At 58.0% G+C, this 19,360-nt stretch carries 17 protein-coding genes; 10 read left to right on the top strand and 7 right to left on the bottom strand.

Features of this window, described 5'->3' with window-relative positions; genetic code table 11:
* Positions 1-11: 11 nt before the first annotated feature.
* From N037_RS22175 to ebgR, 3 genes are all read right to left on the bottom strand, one after another.
* Positions 12-461 (bottom strand): beta-galactosidase subunit beta, encoded by a 450-nt coding sequence (locus N037_RS22175; RefSeq protein WP_032643554.1) that lies wholly within the window; start codon positions 459-461, stop codon positions 12-14.
* A complete protein-coding gene (gene ebgA / locus N037_RS22170; RefSeq protein ID WP_032643552.1) occupies positions 458-3,541 on the bottom strand; it encodes a beta-galactosidase subunit alpha in 3,084 nt (1,027 codons plus the stop codon). Before ebgA ends, N037_RS22175 begins: the two co-directional genes overlap by 4 nt.
* Before the next feature lie 146 nt (positions 3,542-3,687).
* Entirely contained in the window at positions 3,688-4,671 is a 984-nt protein-coding gene (gene ebgR / locus N037_RS22165) for a transcriptional regulator EbgR (RefSeq protein ID WP_032643550.1), read from the bottom strand.
* A gap of 137 nt (positions 4,672-4,808) precedes the next feature.
* Between ebgR and N037_RS22160 the strand changes: the two genes are divergently transcribed.
* Positions 4,809-5,141 carry a tRNA-binding protein gene (locus tag N037_RS22160; RefSeq protein WP_023332968.1) on the top strand — a complete coding sequence of 111 codons (333 nt, stop codon included), beginning with the start codon at positions 4,809-4,811 and terminating at the stop codon, positions 5,139-5,141.
* 69 nt (positions 5,142-5,210) lie between these two features.
* Here N037_RS22160 and tkt read toward each other — a convergent pair whose 3' ends face one another.
* Together tkt and tal are read right to left on the bottom strand one after the other, a co-directional pair.
* Positions 5,211-7,199: a transketolase gene (gene tkt, locus N037_RS22155; protein WP_032643548.1), complete on the bottom strand. Its 1,989-nt coding sequence runs from the start codon at positions 7,197-7,199 to the stop codon at positions 5,211-5,213.
* A gap of 19 nt (positions 7,200-7,218) precedes the next feature.
* Positions 7,219-8,169 carry a transaldolase gene (gene tal, locus N037_RS22150; protein WP_023332966.1) on the bottom strand — a complete coding sequence of 317 codons (951 nt, stop codon included), beginning with the start codon at positions 8,167-8,169 and terminating at the stop codon, positions 7,219-7,221.
* A 289-nt stretch (positions 8,170-8,458) separates the two neighbouring features.
* Between tal and maeB the strand changes: the two genes are divergently transcribed.
* Positions 8,459-10,738, top strand: coding sequence for an NADP-dependent oxaloacetate-decarboxylating malate dehydrogenase (gene maeB / locus N037_RS22145; protein WP_023308741.1), 2,280 nt, complete (start codon positions 8,459-8,461; stop codon positions 10,736-10,738).
* A gap of 79 nt (positions 10,739-10,817) precedes the next feature.
* Here the strand turns inward: maeB and hemF are convergent, their stop codons facing one another.
* On the bottom strand, positions 10,818-11,717 hold the full coding sequence (gene hemF, locus N037_RS22140; protein ID WP_023332964.1) for an oxygen-dependent coproporphyrinogen oxidase: 900 nt from the start codon (positions 11,715-11,717) through the stop codon (positions 10,818-10,820).
* Positions 11,717-12,592 (bottom strand): N-acetylmuramoyl-L-alanine amidase AmiA, encoded by an 876-nt coding sequence (gene amiA, locus N037_RS22135; RefSeq protein WP_008501615.1) that lies wholly within the window; start codon positions 12,590-12,592, stop codon positions 11,717-11,719. Before amiA ends, hemF begins: the two co-directional genes overlap by 1 nt.
* Before the next feature lie 212 nt (positions 12,593-12,804).
* Between amiA and N037_RS22130 the strand changes: the two genes are divergently transcribed.
* The 8 genes from N037_RS22130 to cysA all read left to right on the top strand — a co-directional run bounded on the left by N037_RS22130 (position 12,805) and on the right by cysA (position 19,276).
* Entirely contained in the window at positions 12,805-13,230 is a 426-nt protein-coding gene (locus N037_RS22130; protein WP_023332962.1) for a GNAT family acetyltransferase, read from the top strand.
* Positions 13,217-13,666 carry a DUF2919 domain-containing protein gene (locus N037_RS22125; RefSeq protein WP_023332961.1) on the top strand — a complete coding sequence of 150 codons (450 nt, stop codon included), beginning with the start codon at positions 13,217-13,219 and terminating at the stop codon, positions 13,664-13,666. Before N037_RS22130 ends, N037_RS22125 begins: the two co-directional genes overlap by 14 nt.
* Positions 13,667-13,729: 63 nt before the next feature.
* Complete coding sequence (locus N037_RS22120; RefSeq protein ID WP_032643545.1) at positions 13,730-14,305, top strand: RpoE-regulated lipoprotein; 576 nt, start codon at positions 13,730-13,732, stop codon at positions 14,303-14,305.
* 92 nt (positions 14,306-14,397) lie between these two features.
* Positions 14,398-15,297 (top strand): Dyp-type peroxidase, encoded by a 900-nt coding sequence (locus tag N037_RS22115; protein WP_023332959.1) that lies wholly within the window; start codon positions 14,398-14,400, stop codon positions 15,295-15,297.
* A 173-nt stretch (positions 15,298-15,470) separates the two neighbouring features.
* The gene (locus tag N037_RS22110; RefSeq protein WP_032643542.1) at positions 15,471-16,484 is read left to right on the top strand and encodes a sulfate ABC transporter substrate-binding protein; all 1,014 of its coding nucleotides are present in this window, start codon (positions 15,471-15,473) and stop codon (positions 16,482-16,484) included.
* A complete protein-coding gene (gene cysT, locus N037_RS22105) occupies positions 16,484-17,317 on the top strand; it encodes a sulfate/thiosulfate ABC transporter permease CysT (RefSeq protein WP_004123378.1) in 834 nt (277 codons plus the stop codon). The genes N037_RS22110 and cysT overlap by 1 nt, the downstream gene beginning before the upstream one ends.
* Positions 17,317-18,192 (top strand): sulfate/thiosulfate ABC transporter permease CysW, encoded by an 876-nt coding sequence (gene cysW / locus N037_RS22100; RefSeq protein ID WP_023332957.1) that lies wholly within the window; start codon positions 17,317-17,319, stop codon positions 18,190-18,192. Before cysT ends, cysW begins: the two co-directional genes overlap by 1 nt.
* Entirely contained in the window at positions 18,182-19,276 is a 1,095-nt protein-coding gene (gene cysA, locus N037_RS22095; RefSeq protein ID WP_008501607.1) for a sulfate/thiosulfate ABC transporter ATP-binding protein CysA, read from the top strand. Before cysW ends, cysA begins: the two co-directional genes overlap by 11 nt.
* Positions 19,277-19,360: the final 84 nt, after the last annotated feature.

The following is a 19,360-nucleotide window of genomic DNA, read 5'->3' as shown; positions in this document are numbered from 1 at the left end:
CGCTGGATTTTTTATTTGTTATGGAAATAGCCGTCTTCGATGGTCACATAGAGGACGACTTTTTTTGCCGGCGTTTCGCTGATAAAGCGATACGCCTCGTGGTTTTCACAAATCACGATTTGCCCCTCGCGCACCTGTTCGGTTTGACCCACGCCTTTCAGGTATTCGCGGTCGGTTTCATCCCGGTAGCACTCCACAAGCTGTAGGGCGTCTTTTGCGGCGTACTCAATTTTCTGCGCGCCCTGCAGGTAGTAATGCACCTCGAAATAGCGGCGATGGCCAACGAACAGCGCGTCGGTGCTGGCATCATGGGTCACGCGATAGGCCAGCGAATCCCCAATCGAGTGGGCAACGCCGGGCTGGATGTTGTCGATGTTGTTGATGGCCTCCGTGCAGCGCTGCCATTTACGGCCCGTGCGATAACGCTGCTGGAACTGCTCCAGGCTGTCGAGAACGATCATTTGTCTGCCTCGCTGTGTGAATTCATGGAAAAGAAACCGGTGCCGAACTGATAGCGCGCCAGCGTCTGCGCGGCGGTTTGTCCGCCTTCCAGCGGGAGCAGGGTGAAGCCGTAGCGGAACGGCCTGAACCAGACGCGCCAGGTGTCCAGCACTTCGCTTCCCCAGGAGTTGGAGCCTAAGCCCAGTACCTGGTGATCGAGGTTGAGGGTGATGTCATCGCTGCGACGCAGTTCGTTGCTGTGCTGCGCGGCGTGGATGTTCTCTGCCGTGTAGTGCCAGGCGCTGAAATGGATGGGCTGTTCAGGCACCACCAGAAGACCGCTGCCGTGACGGTTGGCGAGCGTTGCCCAGCGCACCTGCTGGCGGTTGCCGTTGTTCTGCGGGAACGGATAGTTTTCGAACATCTCGTCCACCGTGGTGTGCCACAGGTCAATGGTGCTGGCCTGCTGGCTGTCCGGGTAGTTCTCACCGGGACCGCGTCCGTAGTAGCTCACCTGGTCGAATTCGCCGTTGATGCCGAGGGTAGAGCCGATGCACGGGATAATGTGCGGATAATCACCGTAGCGTTCGCCGCTCAGCTCAACGTTAATTTGCCCGTCGGCGGCAATGCGCCAGCGATAGGTGCAGCGCATGCCAAAATCAAACACCGGCGGGGCAATCAGCGTGCGGGTCGTAATGACGATCGCATCGTCCTGCTGCTCGATCTCAACACCGCGCAGGTGCTCCTGCATTATCTGCAGATGGTTGGGTTGCCACAGTCCCTCATACTCCTGCTTGTGGTTATCAATCATCGGTTTGAAAAAGTTAATTTTCGGTTCACGAGTGATGTTTTCCTCACCGTTAACCTGCCAGGAACAGAGTTTTCCCGTCACTTTTGAGATGCGTGCGCGGAAGTTATGTCCGGTCACGGTACAGTTCAGGCGGTCCTCCTCCAGCAGCAGCGGCGTGGCGTTGGCGTTAATAAACGGCGTAGCGTGAGCCGTGCGCGCTTTAAGCAGGAACTGATACACCGCAATCTCGTGCCCCGCCTCGCTGTAGCGGGTGCGGCTGTTTTTGCTGATGCGCACGGTCAGGAACGCTTCGCGCTCGTCGGGTTCGGGCAGGTCCAGAGGCATGCTGCGCACGCTGTCGGGCCCGAGGCCAGTGATATGCAGCGGCTGGCTGTAAAGCGTTTCCCCTTCCGCACGCACCTCAACGAGCAGGGTGTAATCATCCAGGCCGGTGAACCAGAAGCGATTTTCAACGTGCAGCTCGCCGTTCTGCCAGCGCAGTTTGACCGGGGCAATCACCTGCTTATATTCACGCAGGCCCGGACCCGGCGTTTGGTCGGAGTAGATCAGCCCGTCGAGGCAGAAGTTGTAGTTGTTCGGGTAATCACCAAAGTCGCCGCCGTAGGCGTAATACGTATTGCCGCTGGCATCTGCCGCCTGAATACCGTGGTCGCACCACTCCCAGACGTAGTGGCCCTGAATGCAGTCGTGGCGATCGAAGACGTTTTGATACTCGCTCAGACCGCCGGGGCCGTTGCCCATCGCGTGGGCGTATTCGCAGATGATGCGCGGTTTGGCGTGGGGATACTCGCCGAACAGGTTCATCAGCGGCACGCGGGTGTACATGGTCGAGATGATATCCACCACCTCGGCGTCGCGATCTTCTTCGTAATGCAGCAGGCGCGTGTCATCCAGCGCCTTTGCGGCCCGCGCCATGGCGCGGATATTGCAGCCGTAGCCGGACTCGTTGCCAAGCGACCAGATGATGATTGAAGGATGGTTTTTCTGCGCGTGGATATGGCGCTCGATGCGCTCAACGTAAACATGTTCCCACGCCGGATCGTCCGTGATGCGGCTCAGGTCGCCGACGTTGGCAAAGCCGTGAGATTCCACATCCGTCTCCGCCATCACGAACAGGCCGTAGATGTCGCACAGCTCGTAGAAGCGCGGATCGTTGGGATAGTGGGCGGTGCGCACCGAATTGATGTTGTGCTGTTTCATCAGGATCAGGTCGCGCTCGACGCGATCCATCCCCACGGCGCGGCCTTTCTGGTGATCGTTGTCGTGACGGTTTACGCCGTGCAGCTTCAGGTAGCGATTGTTCACGTAGAACAGACCGTCGCGCACCTTGATGTCGCGGAAACCAATACGCTGCGGGATGACCTCCAGCGTCTGCCCGTCCACATCTTTTAGCGTCATTACCAGATGGTAGAGATAGGGGGATTCCGCAGACCATTGCTGAGGCTGTTTGACCTCAATGCTAAAGGCGGTTTCCGCGTGACGGGTCACGGTCAGGCTGTCGGTTGTGCCCTGATGGATCGCTGCGTCGCCATCATACAGGGCATACTCCAGCGACACGGCTGATGCGTGCGGGGCCAGGTTTTCCAGCTCAAGCTGACAGAAGAGGGTGGCGTCTTTCCATGCCTCGTCAAAGGTGGTTTTGATCGTGACGTCGCGCACGTGAGTGGGATTTTTACCGATCAGATAGACGTCGCGGAAAATACCGGCCGTCCACCACATGTCCTGATCCTCAATGTAGGTAGAATCCGCCCACTGCATCACCCGCACGCAGAGCAGGTTTTGCCCGCTATGCACCGCGTGGCTGACATCAAACTCGGCGGTCAGCCGGCTGCCCTTGCTAAAGCCAATGTAGTGACCATTCACGTAGACTTCGAAATACGTTTCGACGCCGTCAAACTTGATGAGGGTCTGCTTCCCCTGCCAGCCGTCCGATAGCGTGAAGTGGCGCTGATACGCCCCGGTCGGATTGTCTGTAGGCACCCACGGCACGTCGACCGGGAAGGGGAAGCCTTCGTCGGTGTACTGCAGCTGGCCGTGCCCTTCCATCTGCCACATGGCGGGTACGGTAATGTCGCCCCAGTCGGCCATATACTCAGAGGTAAAGTTTTCCGGTACCAGAAGGGGGTGGGTGAAAAAGCGAAAGTTCCACTTACCGCTCAGAGACAGAAAGTGGCTGCTGGCCTCGCGGGCAAAGGTGCGAGCCTGCGCGACGGTGTCGTATGAGAAGAAGTACGCACGCGGCGGAAGCCGGTTCTCATGCGTAAGTTGAATATTTTCCCAGCGATTCATGCGATCTCCCTTTAGGGGTAAAACATCATTGCTGAGGATTTTAGTAAATATTTTACTAAATAAAATCAGTAAATTTGATTTGCTTTAACTCGATCACGAAATAAAAAAAAGCCGGGCATGCCCGGCATTGTGTCAAACGAGGGGGATTAGCGGGTGGTGCCGCGCAGTTTCAGCACGCTCGGCACAAAGACCTGCAGCGGCAGCGCCCGGCCATCGCGGGATTTTTCCAGCAGCAGGTTAACCCCCTGGCTGCCCATCATTTCAGAGTGGATACGTACGGTAGAGAGCGGCGGGAAGGTGAAGCGGGCGGTCGGGATATCGTTCACGCTAATGAGCGAAATGTCCTCCGGAATCGCCAGTCCTTTTTCATGAATAGCGCGCAAGACGCCGATGGCTATCGAGTCAGAGGCGACAAACAGCGCGTCAGGCCAGCTTGCCTGCGCCAGCATGGTTTTTGCCAGTTCGTATCCGGATGAGCTGGAAAAACCGCCGCGCCAGATATCCTGTTCTGACACCACCCCTTTCAAACGGCCATACTCGACAAAAGCGGCTTCGCGGATATCGGCTTTGCCGGGCTCATCTTCACCGCCGATAAAGCCAATGCGCTTAACGCCCTGAACAATAAAGAAATCAACGATCTGCTTGCTGATGCGCGAGAGGTCAATGTCGACGGAATCGAACGCGCTGCCGGGCTCGTGAAAATCGATAAAGCAGACGTTGTCCGTTAACGCAGTTGCAGCGCGCAGGACGGCTGAAGAGGGCTTGCCCACAATCAGTACGCCGGTCAGTTTTTTACTCTCTGGCAGGGTGGCATTGGCGTAACAGTTGCTCAGCTCGACGCCCAGTTTTTCACACTGTGTCTCAATGCCGTGGCGGATGGCAAGGTAGTAAGGGTCGTTAATCTCCAGCTCTTGCTGGTAGCTGTAGAGCGCCAGAATGTGTTGCTGACCCACCGCGGCAGACTGCAATTTGCGGGACGTTGTGCTCTTATATTCCAGCTTCTCCGCAATCTCCAGAATGCGGTGTTTGGTCTCTTCTTTTACGTTCAACGTTGGGTCATCGTTTAAAACCCGGGATACCGTCGCCAGCGAAACGCCAGCCTCCGTCGCGATGTCTTTGAGCGTAGCCATGTTTGTCCTTATTCCCCACGTGATAACCCATTGTAAAGGATGAATCAGGACATGCATCCGTTTTTAGTAAATATCCCGCCCATTGCTTCCGGCAAATAGCGTGCTAGTATTTAGTAAAACTTTACCCAGGAGAGAGCATGGACACGATAGCTTACGATGACTTTGCAAAGCTGGAGATCCGCGTGGGGACGATTGTGGACGTTAAGCGCCACGCCAACGCTGACAAACTCTATATCGCGCAGATTGATGTGGGCGGAAAAACGCTGCAAACCGTCACCAGCCTGGTGCCGTATTACCGGGAAGAGGAGCTTATGGGAAAAACGGTGGTGGTGCTGTGTAATCTGGCGAAAGCGAAGATGCGCGGCGAAACGTCTGAGTGCATGTTGCTCTGCGCGGAAACCGATGACGCCGGTGAAAGCGTGTTGTTAACGCCGGAGCGGGCGATGGCGGCGGGTGTGCGGGTGGTATAAAAAAGGGTGGCAGAGCCACCCGATTTTGTAGGCCCGGTAAGCGTAGCGCCACCGGGCACGCAGGCCGCACTAGATCACGCTCAGCGCCTTCTCTACCACGTTCTCAACGGTAAAGCCGAAGTACGGGAACAGCTTATCGGCTGGGGCGGACTCACCGTAACCTCGCATGCCGACAATCGCCCCTTTGAGCCCGACATACTTGTACCAGTAGTCGGCAATCCCGGCTTCCACCGCCACGCGCGCCGCGACGCTGGACGGCAGGACCGATTCCCGGTACGCCTCGTCCTGGGCGTCAAAGATATCCGTTGAGGGCAGGGACACCACGCGCACCGCGTGGCCTTCGGCGGTCAGTTTCTCCGCCGCTTTCACCGTGATTTCCACCTCGGAGCCGGTCGCAATCAGGATCACGTCCGGCTTGCCGCCGCTGTCCTTCAGGATGTAGCCGCCGCGGGCAATGTTTTTCACCTGCTCCGGAGTACGCTCAATCTGCGCCAGGTTCTGGCGGGACAGAATCAGTGCCGTTGGGCCATTATGGCGTTCCACCGCCAGCTTCCAGCCCACCGCCGCTTCGACCTGATCGCACGGACGCCAGGTGCTGAAGTTGGGCGTCAGGCGCAGGCTCGCCAGCTGTTCAACCGCCTGGTGCGTAGGCCCGTCTTCCCCCAGCCCGATGGAGTCGTGGGTGTAGACCATAATCTGCCGTGCCTTCATTAAGGCCGCCATGCGCGCCGCGTTACGGGCATACTCGACGAACATCAGGAAGGTGGCGGTGTAGGGCACGAAGCCGCCGTGATGGGCGATGCCGTTGGCAATGGCGGTCATGCCAAACTCGCGCACGCCGTAGTGGATATAGTTCCCGGCAATATCCTCTTTGAGCGATTTCGAGCCGGACCAGATGGTCAGGTTACTCGGCGCCAGGTCCGCCGAGCCGCCGAGCAGTTCGGGCAGAAGAGGGCCGATTGCGTTCAGGGTATTTTGCGACGCCTTGCGGGTGGCGATTTTCGCCGGGTTGGACTGCAGGTTTTCAATCAGCGCCTGGGTTTTATCGTCCCAGTCCTCCGGCAGGCCGCCGCTCATGCGGCGGGAAAACTCTGCCGCCAGCTCCGGGTGTGCTTTTTTGTAGGCGGCAAACTTCTCGTTCCAGGCCTGCTGGGCTTTCTCACCGTCTTCACGGGCATCCCAGGCTCTGTAGATCTCTTTCGGGATCTCAAACGGTGGATGTTTCCACCCCAGCTTTTGTCGGGTCAGCGCGACTTCCTCCTCGCCCAGCGCCGCGCCGTGCGCCTCCTCTTTGCCCGCCTTGTTCGGCGAGCCGAAGCCGATGACCGTACGGCAGATAATCAGCGACGGTTTGTCCTTCACGCTCTGCGCTTCCTGAATCGCTTTTTTCACCGCCTCGGGGTCGTGGCCGTCGATCTCGTGCACCACGTGCCAGTGGTAGGCTTCAAAGCGTTTTGCCGTGTCGTCGGTAAACCAGCCTTCGGTCTCCCCGTCGATGGAGATGCCGTTGTGATCGTAGAAGCCAATCAGCTTGCCGAGCCCCAGCGTGCCCGCCAGGGAACAGACCTCGTGGGAGATCCCCTCCATCAGGCAGCCGTCGCCCATAAACACGTAGGTGTAGTGATCGACAATCTCGTGGTCCGGCTGGTTAAACTGCGCCGCCAGCGTACGCTCGGCAATTGCCAGTCCGACCGCATTGGCCAGCCCCTGACCGAGCGGTCCGGTGGTGGTCTCCACCCCTGGCGTATAGCCAATCTCCGGGTGCCCCGGCGTTTTGGAGTGGAGCTGGCGGAAGTTTTTCAGCTCCTCAAGCGGCAGATCGTAGCCGGAGAGGTGCAGCAGGCTGTAGAGCAGCATTGAGGCGTGACCGTTGGAGAGAATAAAGCGGTCGCGATCGTACCAGGTTGGGTCGTTGGGGTTGTGCTTCAAAAAGTCGTTCCACAGCACTTCGGCAATATCAGCCATGCCCATCGGCGCGCCGGGGTGGCCGGAATTGGCTTTTTGCACGGCATCCATGCTGAGGGCGCGAATGGCATTGGCTAGCTCTTTACGGGACATAGTTCACTCCGTGGCAGGGTTAAAGTTTGGCGGCGAGAAGATCTTCAAGTTTGCGCTGGTCGACGGCGAACAGGCGGATACCTTCCGCCAGTTTTTCCACGGCCATGGCGTCCTGATTGTGCTCCCAGCGGAACTCCGCTTCGGTCATGGCTTTTGGTTTTGGCAGAACGGTGGAGGTCGGCACCAGCTTGCGGATCACCGTTTCTTCTTTGTCCTGTAGCTCCTGGAGCAGGTTAGGGGAGATGGTTAGACGGTCGCAGCCTGCCAGGGCGAGGATCTGCTCGGTACGGCGGAAGCTGGCGCCCATCACGATGGTTTCGTAGCGGTGCTGTTTGTAGTAGTCGTAGATATTACGGACTGATTTCACGCCCGGATCCTCATCCACCACGTACGGGTCCATCGGCTGTTTTGCCTGATACCAGTCGTAGATGCGCCCGACAAACGGCGAGACGAGGAACACGCCCGCTTCAGCGCAGGCGCGCGCCTGGGCAAACGAGAACAGCAGCGTCAGGTTGCAGTGGATACCCTCCTTTTCCAGCACCTCTGCCGCGCGGATGCCTTCCCAGGTGGAGGCGAGCTTGATCAGAATGCGTGATTTATCGATTCCCTGTTCCTGGTAGAGTTCCACCAGACGACGCGCCTTATTAATGCTCTTTTCTGTATCGAACGAGAGGCGCGCGTCGACTTCGGTTGAGACGCGCCCCGGGATACTTTTAAGAATTTCCGCACCGAAATTAACCGCCAGCTTGTCGCTGGCTTCGGCGACCTGCTGCTCCTGCGTTTTCCCGCGCTGTTTACCGTAGGTAATGGCGTCATCAATCAGATGACTAAAATGGGCAAGCCCGGCCGCTTTGAGCAGTAGCGAAGGGTTGGTGGTCGCGTCCTCAGGCTGATAGTGACGAATCGACTCGATATCGCCGCTGTCTGCAACCACGGTGGTGAATTTTTTGATGCCGTCTAGCTGGTTCATAAATAATTACTCCTTGGAAATAAAAGAGTTAGATGAGTGCGTTAGTTCACACTTCTGAGAAAATCATGATGGACTTAACAAAAAAGCATAGCAGACGGGGGAGGCATTGCTTTTGAGACGGGTAACATGGCTGTTATAAATTGATAACAATTTTTAATGTGTGATGGTGAGAGTTTGGCTGCCTTCAAAGTTTAGGAGGCGGCCTGAGGCGATACTAGGCGGCACACCAGGGTGTGCATCAGGATCGCTTACGTCACCCTTTTGACCGATACGTGAAAGGAAAAATAAGATGGATGAGCAGTTAAAACAGAGTGCCCTCGATTTTCACGAGTTTCCTGTTCCGGGGAAAATCCAGGTCTCCCCAACCAAGCCGCTGGCAACCCAGCGCGATCTGGCGCTGGCCTATTCGCCGGGCGTCGCTGCCCCGTGTCTGGAAATCGAAAAAGACCCGCTGGCGGCCTACAAATATACCGCGCGCGGCAACCTTGTCGCCGTGATCTCTAACGGCACGGCGGTGCTGGGGCTGGGCAACATCGGCGCGCTGGCCGGTAAGCCGGTGATGGAAGGGAAGGGGGTACTGTTCAAGAAATTCGCCGGTATCGACGTGTTCGATATCGAGGTGGACGAACTCGATCCTGACAAATTCATCAACGTGGTGGCCGCGCTGGAGCCAACCTTCGGCGGGATCAACCTGGAAGACATCAAAGCGCCGGAATGTTTCTATATCGAGCAGAAGCTGCGCGAGCGTATGAACATTCCCGTGTTCCACGATGACCAGCACGGCACCGCGATTATCAGCACCGCCGCGATTCTCAACGGCCTGCGCGTGGTCGAGAAAAATCTCTCCGACGTGCGCATGGTGGTCTCTGGCGCAGGCGCCGCGGCCATCGCCTGTATGAACCTGCTGGTGGCGCTGGGGATGCAGAAACACAACATTGTGGTCTGCGACTCCAAGGGCGTTATCTATAAAGACCGCGAGCCGAACATGGCGGAAACCAAAGCGGCGTACGCGGTCGACGACGACGGTAAACGCACCCTGGACGACGTGATCGACGGCGCGGATATCTTCCTCGGCTGCTCCGGTCCGAAAGTCCTGACCCAGGAGATGGTGAAGAAGATGGCGCGTGCGCCAATGATCCTGGCCCTGGCGAACCCTGAGCCGGAAATCCTGCCGCCGCTGGCGAAAGCGGTGCGTGAAGACGCCATCATCTGTACCGGCCGTTCGGACTACCCGAACCAGGTCAACAACGTGCTCTGCTTCCCGTTCATCTTCCGCGGTGCGCTGGACGTCGGCGCAACGGCGATCAACGAAGAGATGAAGCTGGCCGCCGTTCACGCCATCGCGGAGCTGGCCCACGCCGAGCAGAGCGAAGTGGTCGCGTCTGCGTACGGCGATCAGGATCTGAGCTTCGGCCCGGACTACATCATTCCAAAACCGTTCGACCCGCGTCTGATTGTTAAGATTGCCCCAGCGGTAGCCAAAGCGGCGATGGACTCCGGTGTGGCGACGCGTCCGATTCACGATTTCGACGCGTACGTCGATAAGCTCACCGAGTTTGTCTATAAAACGAACCTGTTTATGAAGCCGATCTTCTCCCAGGCGCGCGCCGACGCGAAGCGCGTGGTGCTGGCGGAAGGGGAAGAGGCGCGCGTGCTGCACGCCACCCAGGAGCTGATCACCTTAGGCCTGGCGAAACCGATCCTGATTGGTCGTCCGAGCGTAATTGAGATGCGTATTCAGAAGCTGGGCCTGCAGATCAAGCCGGGCGTGGACTTCGAGATCGTGAACAACGAATCCGATCCGCGCTTCAAAGAGTACTGGAGCGAATACTACGCGATCATGAAGCGCCGGGGGATCACCCAGGAGCAGGCGCAGAAGGCCGTCATCAGCAACACGACGGTGATCGGCGCGATCATGGTGCATCGCGGCGAGGCGGATGCGCTGATCTGCGGCACCATAGGCGATTACCACGAGCACTTTAGCGTGGTGCAGGAGATCTTCGGCTATCGCGACGGCGTCCATACCGCCGGGGCGATGAACGCGCTGCTGCTGCCGAGCGGCAACACCTTTATTGCGGATACCTACGTTAACGACGATCCGACCCCGGACGAGCTGGCGGAGATCACCGTGATGGCCGCCGAGACCGTGCGTCGCTTTGGTATTGAGCCGAAGGTGGCGTTGCTGTCGCATTCTAACTTTGGTTCGTCTAAATCCGCGGCGGCCTGCAAAATGCGTCAGACGCTGGAGCTGGTGCGCGAGCGCGCGCCGGAGCTGATGATTGACGGGGAGATGCACGGTGATGCCGCGCTGGTGGAGAGCATCCGTAACGAACGTATGCCGGACAGCCCGCTGAAGGGATCGGCCAACATACTGATTATGCCGAACGTGGAAGCGGCGCGTATCAGCTATAACCTGCTGCGCGTCTCCAGCTCTGAAGGGGTGACCGTAGGACCGGTACTGATGGGCGTGGCGAAACCGGTGCATGTGTTAACGCCGATTGCCTCTGTGCGTCGTATCGTGAATATGGTGGCGCTGGCGGTGGTTGAGGCGCAGACGCAGCCGCTGTAATCGCTGCGTGTCGGGTGGAGCGTTCGCTTACCCGACCTACGGGTTGACCAGGACGGATAAGCGCAGCGCCATCCGGCAGTTACACCCAGTCCCGAACCTGAATAAACTCCCTCAAGGCAGCCTCCGGGCTGCCTTCTTTTGGTTCGTAGCAGTACTCCCAGCGCACCAGCGGCGGCATCGACATCAGAATTGACTCCGTGCGCCCGCCGGTCTGCAGGCCGAACAGCGTCCCGCGATCCCACACCAGGTTGAACTCCACGTAGCGCCCGCGGCGGTAAAGCTGGAACTCACGCTCGCGCACGCCGTAGTCAGTGTTTTTACGGCGCTCGACGATGGGAAGATACGCGTCGGTATAGCCTTCACCCACCGCGCGCATAAAGCTGAATGCGGTATCAAAATCAGGCGTATTGAGATCGTCAAAGAACAGCCCGCCGATGCCGCGCTGCTCGTCGCGGTGCTTCAGGTAAAAGTAGTCGTCGCACCACTTTTTAAATTTCGGGTAGACGTCTTCGCCAAACGGCAGGCAAAGATCCCGCGCGGTGGTGTGCCAGTGCACGGCATCTTCTTCAAAGCCGTAGTAGGGCGTTAAGTCGAAACCGCCGCCGAACCACCAGACCGGATCGGCCCCCGGTTTTTCCGCAATGAAAAAGCGCACGTTGGCGTGGCTGGTGGGCACAAACGGGTTGTGCGGATGCACCACCAGCGAGACGCCCATCGCTTCGAAGCTGCGGCCCGCCAGCTCAGGACGGTGCGCCGTCGCCGATGCGGGCATGGCGTCGCCGTGCACGTGGGAAAAATTGACGCCCGCCTGTTCGAAGATGCCGCCGTTTCGCAGCACGCGGCTGCGCCCGCCGCCCCCGGCCTCGCGCTGCCAGCTATCTTCCTGAAATTCACCGCCGTCTGCGGCGGCCAGTTTCTGGCAGATCTCATCCTGCAGCTGCAGCAGGAAGGTTTTTACCAGTTGAGCATCGGGTTTCATCAACGTTTCCTGGAGTGCGCTTTCTGGTTATCGAACCAGTTGAAGTAGCTGATAATGCCGGAGGCGATGGCGTTGGCGATCTTCTGACGAAACGCCGTGGTGCCGAGCAGTCGCTCTTCTTCCGGGTTGGTAATGAAGGAGGTTTCCACCAGCACGGACGGGATGGACGGTGATTTCAGCACTACAAATGCTGCCTGTTCGGTGCTCCTGCTGTGCAGGCGATGCACGGGCTTAATCTTCTTCAGAATATGCGAGCCGAGCGTCAGGCTGTTTTTGATCGTATCCGTCTGCACGAGGTCGAACAGCACCTGCTGCAGCAGATGATCTTTGTCGGTGGCTTTCTTCCCGGCGACTTCATCCGCCCGGTTTTCGCGGTCGGAGAGGTATTTTGCCATGGCGCTACTGGCGCCGCGGTTGGAAAGCGCAAACACCGAGGCGCCGGCCGCGGAAGGGTTGGTAAAGCCGTCCGCGTGAATCGACATAAACAGATCCGCCCCATGCTGGTGGGCGATCTCTACGCGGTCATACAGTGGAATAAAGGTATCGCCAGAGCGCGTCAGACGGGCGTCAATACCGTTGCTGCGTAAAATTGCGCGCACATTTTTTGCAATCGCCAGCACGACGTGTTTTTCTTTCGACCCGTTTTTGCCGATGGCGCCGGTATCAATACCGCCGTGGCCCGGGTCGAGCATCACCAGACGCTTCGCGCCCGGCTTTTTGGTTTTCGGTTTGCTGTGTCCGTTACTGGTTTTGAGCGTGCTCTCGTCTTTCGCCTGAGCCTGCTTTGCGATGCCCGTTAACGTTAAGGCCGCCAGCCCCGCTTTGAGAACCTGACGACGCGATGTGAGTGCTTTTAATGGTTTGAATGTGCTCATGCGGCCTGAATACTAAAAAAAGGGGTCCTGGTGTTATATCGTATCGTGTTTCCCGTTACGACAGTCCATATTGAGAATTGTTTTACTTTTCATTTCAATACGTGACAAAGTGACATTATGCCAAATTTTGGCGAGATTTTCCCCGGTTATTGGCTAAAGGCGTGCTTCGCGCCATAATCACTGTTTTTAAACCCGAAAAGGCGGTTAATACCATGGAGATACGCGTTTTTCGCCAGGAAGATTTCGAAGAGGTGATCACCCTTTGGGAGCGCTGCGATCTGCTGCGTCCGTGGAACGATCCGGAAATGGATATCGAACGTAAGGTGAACCACGACGTCAGTCTGTTTCTGGTCGCGGAAGTCAATGGCGTGGTCGTGGGAACGGTGATGGGCGGTTACGACGGCCACCGCGGCTCGGCCTATTATCTGGGCGTCCACCCGGAATACCGTGGCCGCGGCATTGCCAATGCGCTGCTGAACCGGCTCGAGAAGAAGCTTATCGCCCGCGGCTGCCCAAAAATCCAGATCATGGTGCGGGAAGATAACGACGTGGTGCTGGGCATGTATGAGCGTCTGGGTTACGAGCATTCTGACGTGCTGAGTTTAGGAAAGCGTCTGATCGAAGATGAAGAGTACTGAGATCCACCCGGCAGACTATGACGCGCAGGGCCGCGTCAGGCTGCCCTTTTTATTCTGGTGCGTTTTGCTGCTGCAGGCCCGGACCTGGGTGCTGTTTGTGATGGCCGCCGCGTCGCGCGGGCAGGGCGACACGCTGCTGAATCTCTTTTATCCCGATCATGACGCCTTCTGGCTCGGCTTGCTGCCGGGCGTACCGGCGGTGGTCGCTTTTTTATGCAGCGGACGACGGCAGGCGATCCCCCGTTTTTGGCGCGCGCTTCGCTGGCTGCTGATCCTCGCCCAGGTTGCGCTGCTCTTCTGGCAGCCGGTACTCTGGTGGTACGGTGAACCGCTGACGGGCACCGGCGTTGCGCTGGTGGTTGCCGATATTGTGGCCCTGCTGTGGCTGCTGACCAACCCGCGTCTTCGCGCCTGTTTTGCGCATCAGGATGATTAATCCGGCACTTTTTGCCGATGCCGCACTCCAACAAGCGTTGATTTAACAAGAAAGGACGTTTCAATGAAATCGCTGCGTTTACTTTTATGCGCTCTCCCGCTGGCGTTGACCGGCTGTTCGACGCTCTCCTCCATTAACTGGTCCGCCGCGTATCCGTGGAACTGGTTCGGCTCATCAACGGAAGTGACCGAGCAGGGCGTGGGGAAAATCACCGCCTCGACGGCACTGGATCAGGATGCCATTCAGGATGCCATCGGCAGTGATTATCGCCTGCGCAGCGGCATGAAAACGGAGAATGGCAATATTGTTCGCTATTACGAAGCGCTGAAGGGCGACAAGCTGGCGCTGGTGATTAACGGTGACAAAGGCACGGTAAACCGAATCGCCGTGATGGATGAAGATATTCCAACGGCGAGCGGTGTGAAAGTGGGTACGCCGTTTAGCGAACTTTATAAGCAGGCCTTTGGCAACTGCACCAGCGCGCCGTCTGACGACAAGGTCGCGGTGGAATGTAAGGCTGAAGGCAGCCAGCACATCAGCTATGTCTTCACCGGCACCTGGAGCGGTCCGGAAGGATTGATGCCGTCTGACGACACGCTGAAGGGTTGGAAGGTGAGCAAAATACTCTGGCAGCAGTAATTTGCGCCTGAACAAACCGCCTCGCTGAAATCCGGGTATAATACCCGCCATCAATGCCACGCTGACGTGGCATCTTTATTTCAGGAGGAGCGATGTCTCAGGTTCAGAGTGGCATTTTGCCAGAACATTGCCGCGCGGCGATTTGGATTGAAGCCAATGTAAAAGGGGACGTGGATGCCCTGCGTGCGGCCAGTAAAGCGTTTGTTGATAAGCTGGCGACCTTCCAGGCCAAATTCCCGGAGGCCCACCTCGGCGCCGTTGTTGCCTTCGGCAATAACGTCTGGCGTCAGCTGAGCGGCGGCGAAGGGGCGGAAGAGCTGAAAGACTTCATCCCTTACGGCAAAGGTCTGGCTCCGGCGACCCAATACGACGTGCTGATCCACATTCTCTCCCTGCGTCACGACGTGAACTTTTCGGTTGCCCAGGCGGCAGTAGCGGCTTTTGGCGACAGCATTGAGGTGCAGGAAGAGGTTCACGGCTTCCGCTGGGTCGAAGAACGCGATCTGAGCGGCTTCGTCGACGGGACGGAAAACCCGGCGGGTGAGGAAGTTCGTCGCGACGTGGCGGTGATTAAAGACGGCGTGGACGCAGGCGGCAGCTACGTGTTCGTGCAGCGCTGGGAGCACAACCTCAAGCAGCTTAACCGCATGAGCGTGCACGACCAGGAGATGATGATTGGTCGTACTAAAGAAGCCAACGAAGAGATCGACGGCGACGACCGTCCGGTTACCTCTCACCTGACCCGCGTTGACCTGAAAGAAGATGGCAAAGGGCTGAAGATTGTTCGCCAGAGCCTGCCGTACGGCACGGCAAGCGGCACGCACGGCCTTTACTTCTGCGCCTACTGCGCGCGCCTGTATAACATTGAGCAGCAGCTGCTGAGCATGTTCGGTGATACCGACGGCAAGCGTGACGCCATGCTGCGCTTCACCAAACCGGTGACCGGCGGCTACTACTTTGCGCCGTCCGTTGAGCGTCTGCTGGCGCTTTAATGGCCTTTCTCCCTCTCCCTGTGGGAGAGGGCCGGGGTGAGGGCATCAGGCCGCACCCCTTATTCCCTTTTCTGCTTCTAAATCACCAAACGGTATATAAAACCGTTACTCCTTTCATCCCCGTTATAAATATTATGACTATAAGATAGTCATCACATTTATAAGGGTGCGCAATGGCCGTTACTGTACTGAAAAAAGGAACTCTGGCGCTGGCAGGTTTACTGCTGGTGGCACAGGCGCAGGCGACGGAACTGTTAAACAGTTCGTATGACGTCTCCCGCGAGCTGTTTGCCGCCCTTAATCCACCGTTTGAACAGCAGTGGGCGAAAGACAACAACGGCGATAAGCTGACTATTAAACAGTCCCACGCCGGGTCGTCCAAGCAGGCGCTGGCGATTTTGCAGGGCCTGAAAGCGGATGTGGTGACCTACAACCAGGTGACTGACGTGCAGATCCTGCACGACAAAGGCAAGCTGATCCCAGCGGACTGGCAGAGCCGACTGCCAAATAACAGTTCCCCGTTCTATTCCACCATGGGCTTCCTGGTGCGTAAGGGCAACCCGAAGAATATCCACGACTGGAGCGACCTGGTGCGTTCCGACGTGAAGCTGATTTTCCCGAACCCAAAAACCTCCGGTAACGCGCGTTATACCTATTTAGCCGCATGGGGCGCGGCGGACAAGGCTGACGGTAACGATAAAGCCAAAACCGAGCAGTTCATGACCCAGTTCCTGAAAAACGTCGAAGTGTTTGATACCGGCGGCCGTGGGGCGACCACGACCTTCGCAGAACGCGGTCTCGGCGATGTGCTGATCAGCTTTGAATCGGAAGTGAATAACATCCGTAAACAGTATGAAGCGCAGGGCTTTGAGGTCGTTATCCCGAAAACCAACATCCTGGCCGAGTTCCCGGTGGCGTGGGTGGATAAAAACGTGCAGGCAAACGGTACCGAGAAAGCGGCAAAAGCCTATCTCAACTACCTGTACAGTCCGCAGGCGCAGACCATCATTACCGATTATTACTATCGCGTGAATAACCCGGACGTGATGAACAAGCTGAAAGATAAGTTCCCGCAGACCGATTTGTTCCGCGTGGAAGATCATTTCGGCGCCTGGCCTGATGTGATGAAAACGCATTTTGCCAGCGGCGGTGAGTTAGACAAACTGCTGGCGGCGGGGCATAAGTGATGTTTGCAGTTTCGACAAAACGCGTGCTGCCGGGCTTTACCTTAAGCCTCGGGACCAGCCTGCTGTTCGTCTGCCTGATCCTGCTGTTGCCGCTCAGCGCGCTGGTGATGCAGCTTGCTCAGATGAGCTGGGCGCAGTATTGGGACGTGGTCACCAACCCGCAGGTGGTGGCGGCCTATAAGGTGACGCTGCTGTCGGCGTTTGTCGCCTCCATTTTTAACGGCGTGTTTGGCCTGCTGATGGCGTGGATCTTAACCCGCTATCGCTTCCCGGGCCGCACGCTGCTTGACGCTCTGATGGATCTGCCGTTTGCGCTGCCGACGGCGGTGGCAGGCTTAACCCTCGCGTCGCTCTTCTCTGTGAACGGGCTGTACGGCGAGTGGCTGGCGAAATTTGATATCAAAGTGACCTACACCTGGCTCGGTATCGCGGTGGCGATGGCCTTTACCAGCATCCCGTTTGTGGTGCGTACCGTGCAGCCGGTGCTGGAAGAGTTGGGTCCGGAATACGAAGAAGCGGCGGAAACGCTGGGCGCCACGCGCTGGCAGAGCTTCCGTAAGGTGGTTCTGCCGGAACTCTCTCCGGCGCTGATGGCGGGCGTTGCGCTGTCGTTTACCCGCAGCCTCGGTGAGTTCGGCGCGGTGATTTTTATCGCCGGGAACATCGCCTGGAAAACAGAAGTCACCTCGCTGATGATTTTTATCCGTTTGCAGGAGTTTGATTATCCGGCGGCGAGCGCAATTGCCTCGGTGATCCTGGCGGCCTCGCTGCTGCTGCTGTACTCGATTAACACTCTGCAAAGTCGCTTTGGTCGACGTGTGGTAGGTCACTGATGGCGGAAGTTACGCAATTGAAGCGATACGATGCGCCCCGCATTAACTGGGGCAAATGGTTTCTGATTGGCGTGGGCGTGCTGGTTTCCGGCCTCATCCTCGTCGTGCCGACGATTTATATCTTCGTTCAGGCGTTCAGCAAGGGCCTGATGCCCGCGCTGGAAAACCTGGCGAACCCGGATATGCTGCATGCCATCTGGCTGACCGTGCTGATTGCGTTGATCACTGTGCCGGTGAACCTCGTGTTCGGGACCCTGTTGGCCTGGCTGGTGACCCGCTTCAACTTCCCGGGACGTCAGCTGCTGCTGACCCTGCTGGACATTCCTTTCGCCGTATCGCCGGTGGTGGCGGGTCTCGTGTACCTGCTCTTTTACGGCTCCAACGGCCCATTGGGCGGCTGGCTGGACGAGCATAACCTGCAGATCATGTTCGCCTGGCCGGGCATGGTGCTGGTAACCATCTTCGTGACCTGTCCGTTTGTGGTGCGTGAGCTGGTGCCGGTGATGTTAAGTCAGGGGAGCAACGAAGACGAAGCGGCGGTGCTGCTTGGCGCTTCTGGCTGGCAGATGTTCCGTCGCGTCACGCTGCCGAATATCCGCTGGGCGCTGCTTTACGGCGTGGTGCTGACCAACGCCCGCGCGATTGGTGAGTTCGGCGCCGTGTCCGTCGTCTCTGGCTCCATCCGGGGTGAAACCCTGTCGCTGCCGCTACAGATTGAGCTGCTGCAGCAGGACTACAACACCATCGGCTCGTTTACTGCCGCAGCGTTGCTGACGCTGATGGCCATTTTGACCCTGTTTTTGAAGAGTGTGGTGCAGTGGCGTTTAGAAAATCAGGAAAAACGTCAGCATCAGGAGGGAAATCATGAGCATTGAGATTGCCAATATTAAGAAGTCTTTTGGTCGCACCCAGGTGCTGAATGATATCTCGCTGGATATCCCTTCCGGACAAATGGTGGCGCTGCTGGGGCCGTCTGGCTCGGGTAAAACCACGCTGCTGCGTATTATCGCCGGGCTTGAGCATCAGACCAGCGGGCACATCCGCTTTCACGGCACCGACGTGAGCCGCCTGCACGCCCGCGATCGTAAAGTAGGTTTTGTGTTCCAGCATTACGCGCTGTTCCGCCACATGACCGTGTTCGACAACATCGCGTTTGGCCTGACCGTGCTGCCGCGTCGCGAGCGTCCGGATGCGGCAACCATTAAGGCGAAAGTGACCAAGCTGCTGGAGATGGTGCAGCTGGCTCACCTGGCGGACCGTTTCCCGGCCCAGCTGTCCGGCGGGCAGAAACAGCGCGTGGCGCTGGCGCGCGCGCTGGCCGTTGAGCCGCAAATTCTTTTGCTGGATGAACCCTTCGGCGCGCTGGATGCGCAGGTGCGTAAAGAGCTGCGCCGCTGGCTGCGCCAGCTGCATGAAGAGCTGAAGTTCACCAGCGTCTTCGTGACCCACGATCAGGAAGAGGCGATGGAAGTCGCGGATCGCGTGGTGGTCATGAGCCAGGGCAACATTGAGCAGGTTGACGAACCGGAGCAGCTCTGGCGTGAACCGGCGACCCGCTTCGTGCTGGAGTTTATGGGCGAGGTGAACCGTCTGCAGGGCACCATTCGCGGTGGACAGTTCCACGTTGGCGCGCACCGCTGGCCGCTGGGCTATACCTCCGCGCATCAGGGGCCGGTCGATCTGTTCCTGCGTCCGTGGGAAGTGGACGTGAGCCGCCGTACCAGCCTGGATTCACCGCTGCCGGTGCAGGTGCTGGAAGCTAGCCCTAAAGGTCACTACACCCAATTGGTGGTACAGCCGCTGGGCTGGTATACCGAGCCGCTGACCGTGGTCATGCGCGACGACGTGCCGCCGCACCGGGGTGAGCGCCTGTTTGTCGGGCTGCAGCATGCCCGTATTTATCACGGGAAGGAGCGCATCGAGACGCGCGAGGATATTGCTCTGGCGGAGTCAGCCTGATAGGTTAGGATTACGTAGTTTTGCCGGGTGGCGCTGCGCTTACCCGGCCTACAATATGACGTCTGTAGGCCCGGTAAGCGAAGC

It is taken from the genome of Enterobacter sp. EGD-HP1 (assembly GCF_000733275.2).
In the GTDB taxonomy this organism is placed as follows: domain Bacteria; phylum Pseudomonadota; class Gammaproteobacteria; order Enterobacterales; family Enterobacteriaceae; genus Enterobacter.
This window is presented reverse-complemented; position numbering and strand designations above follow the sequence as displayed.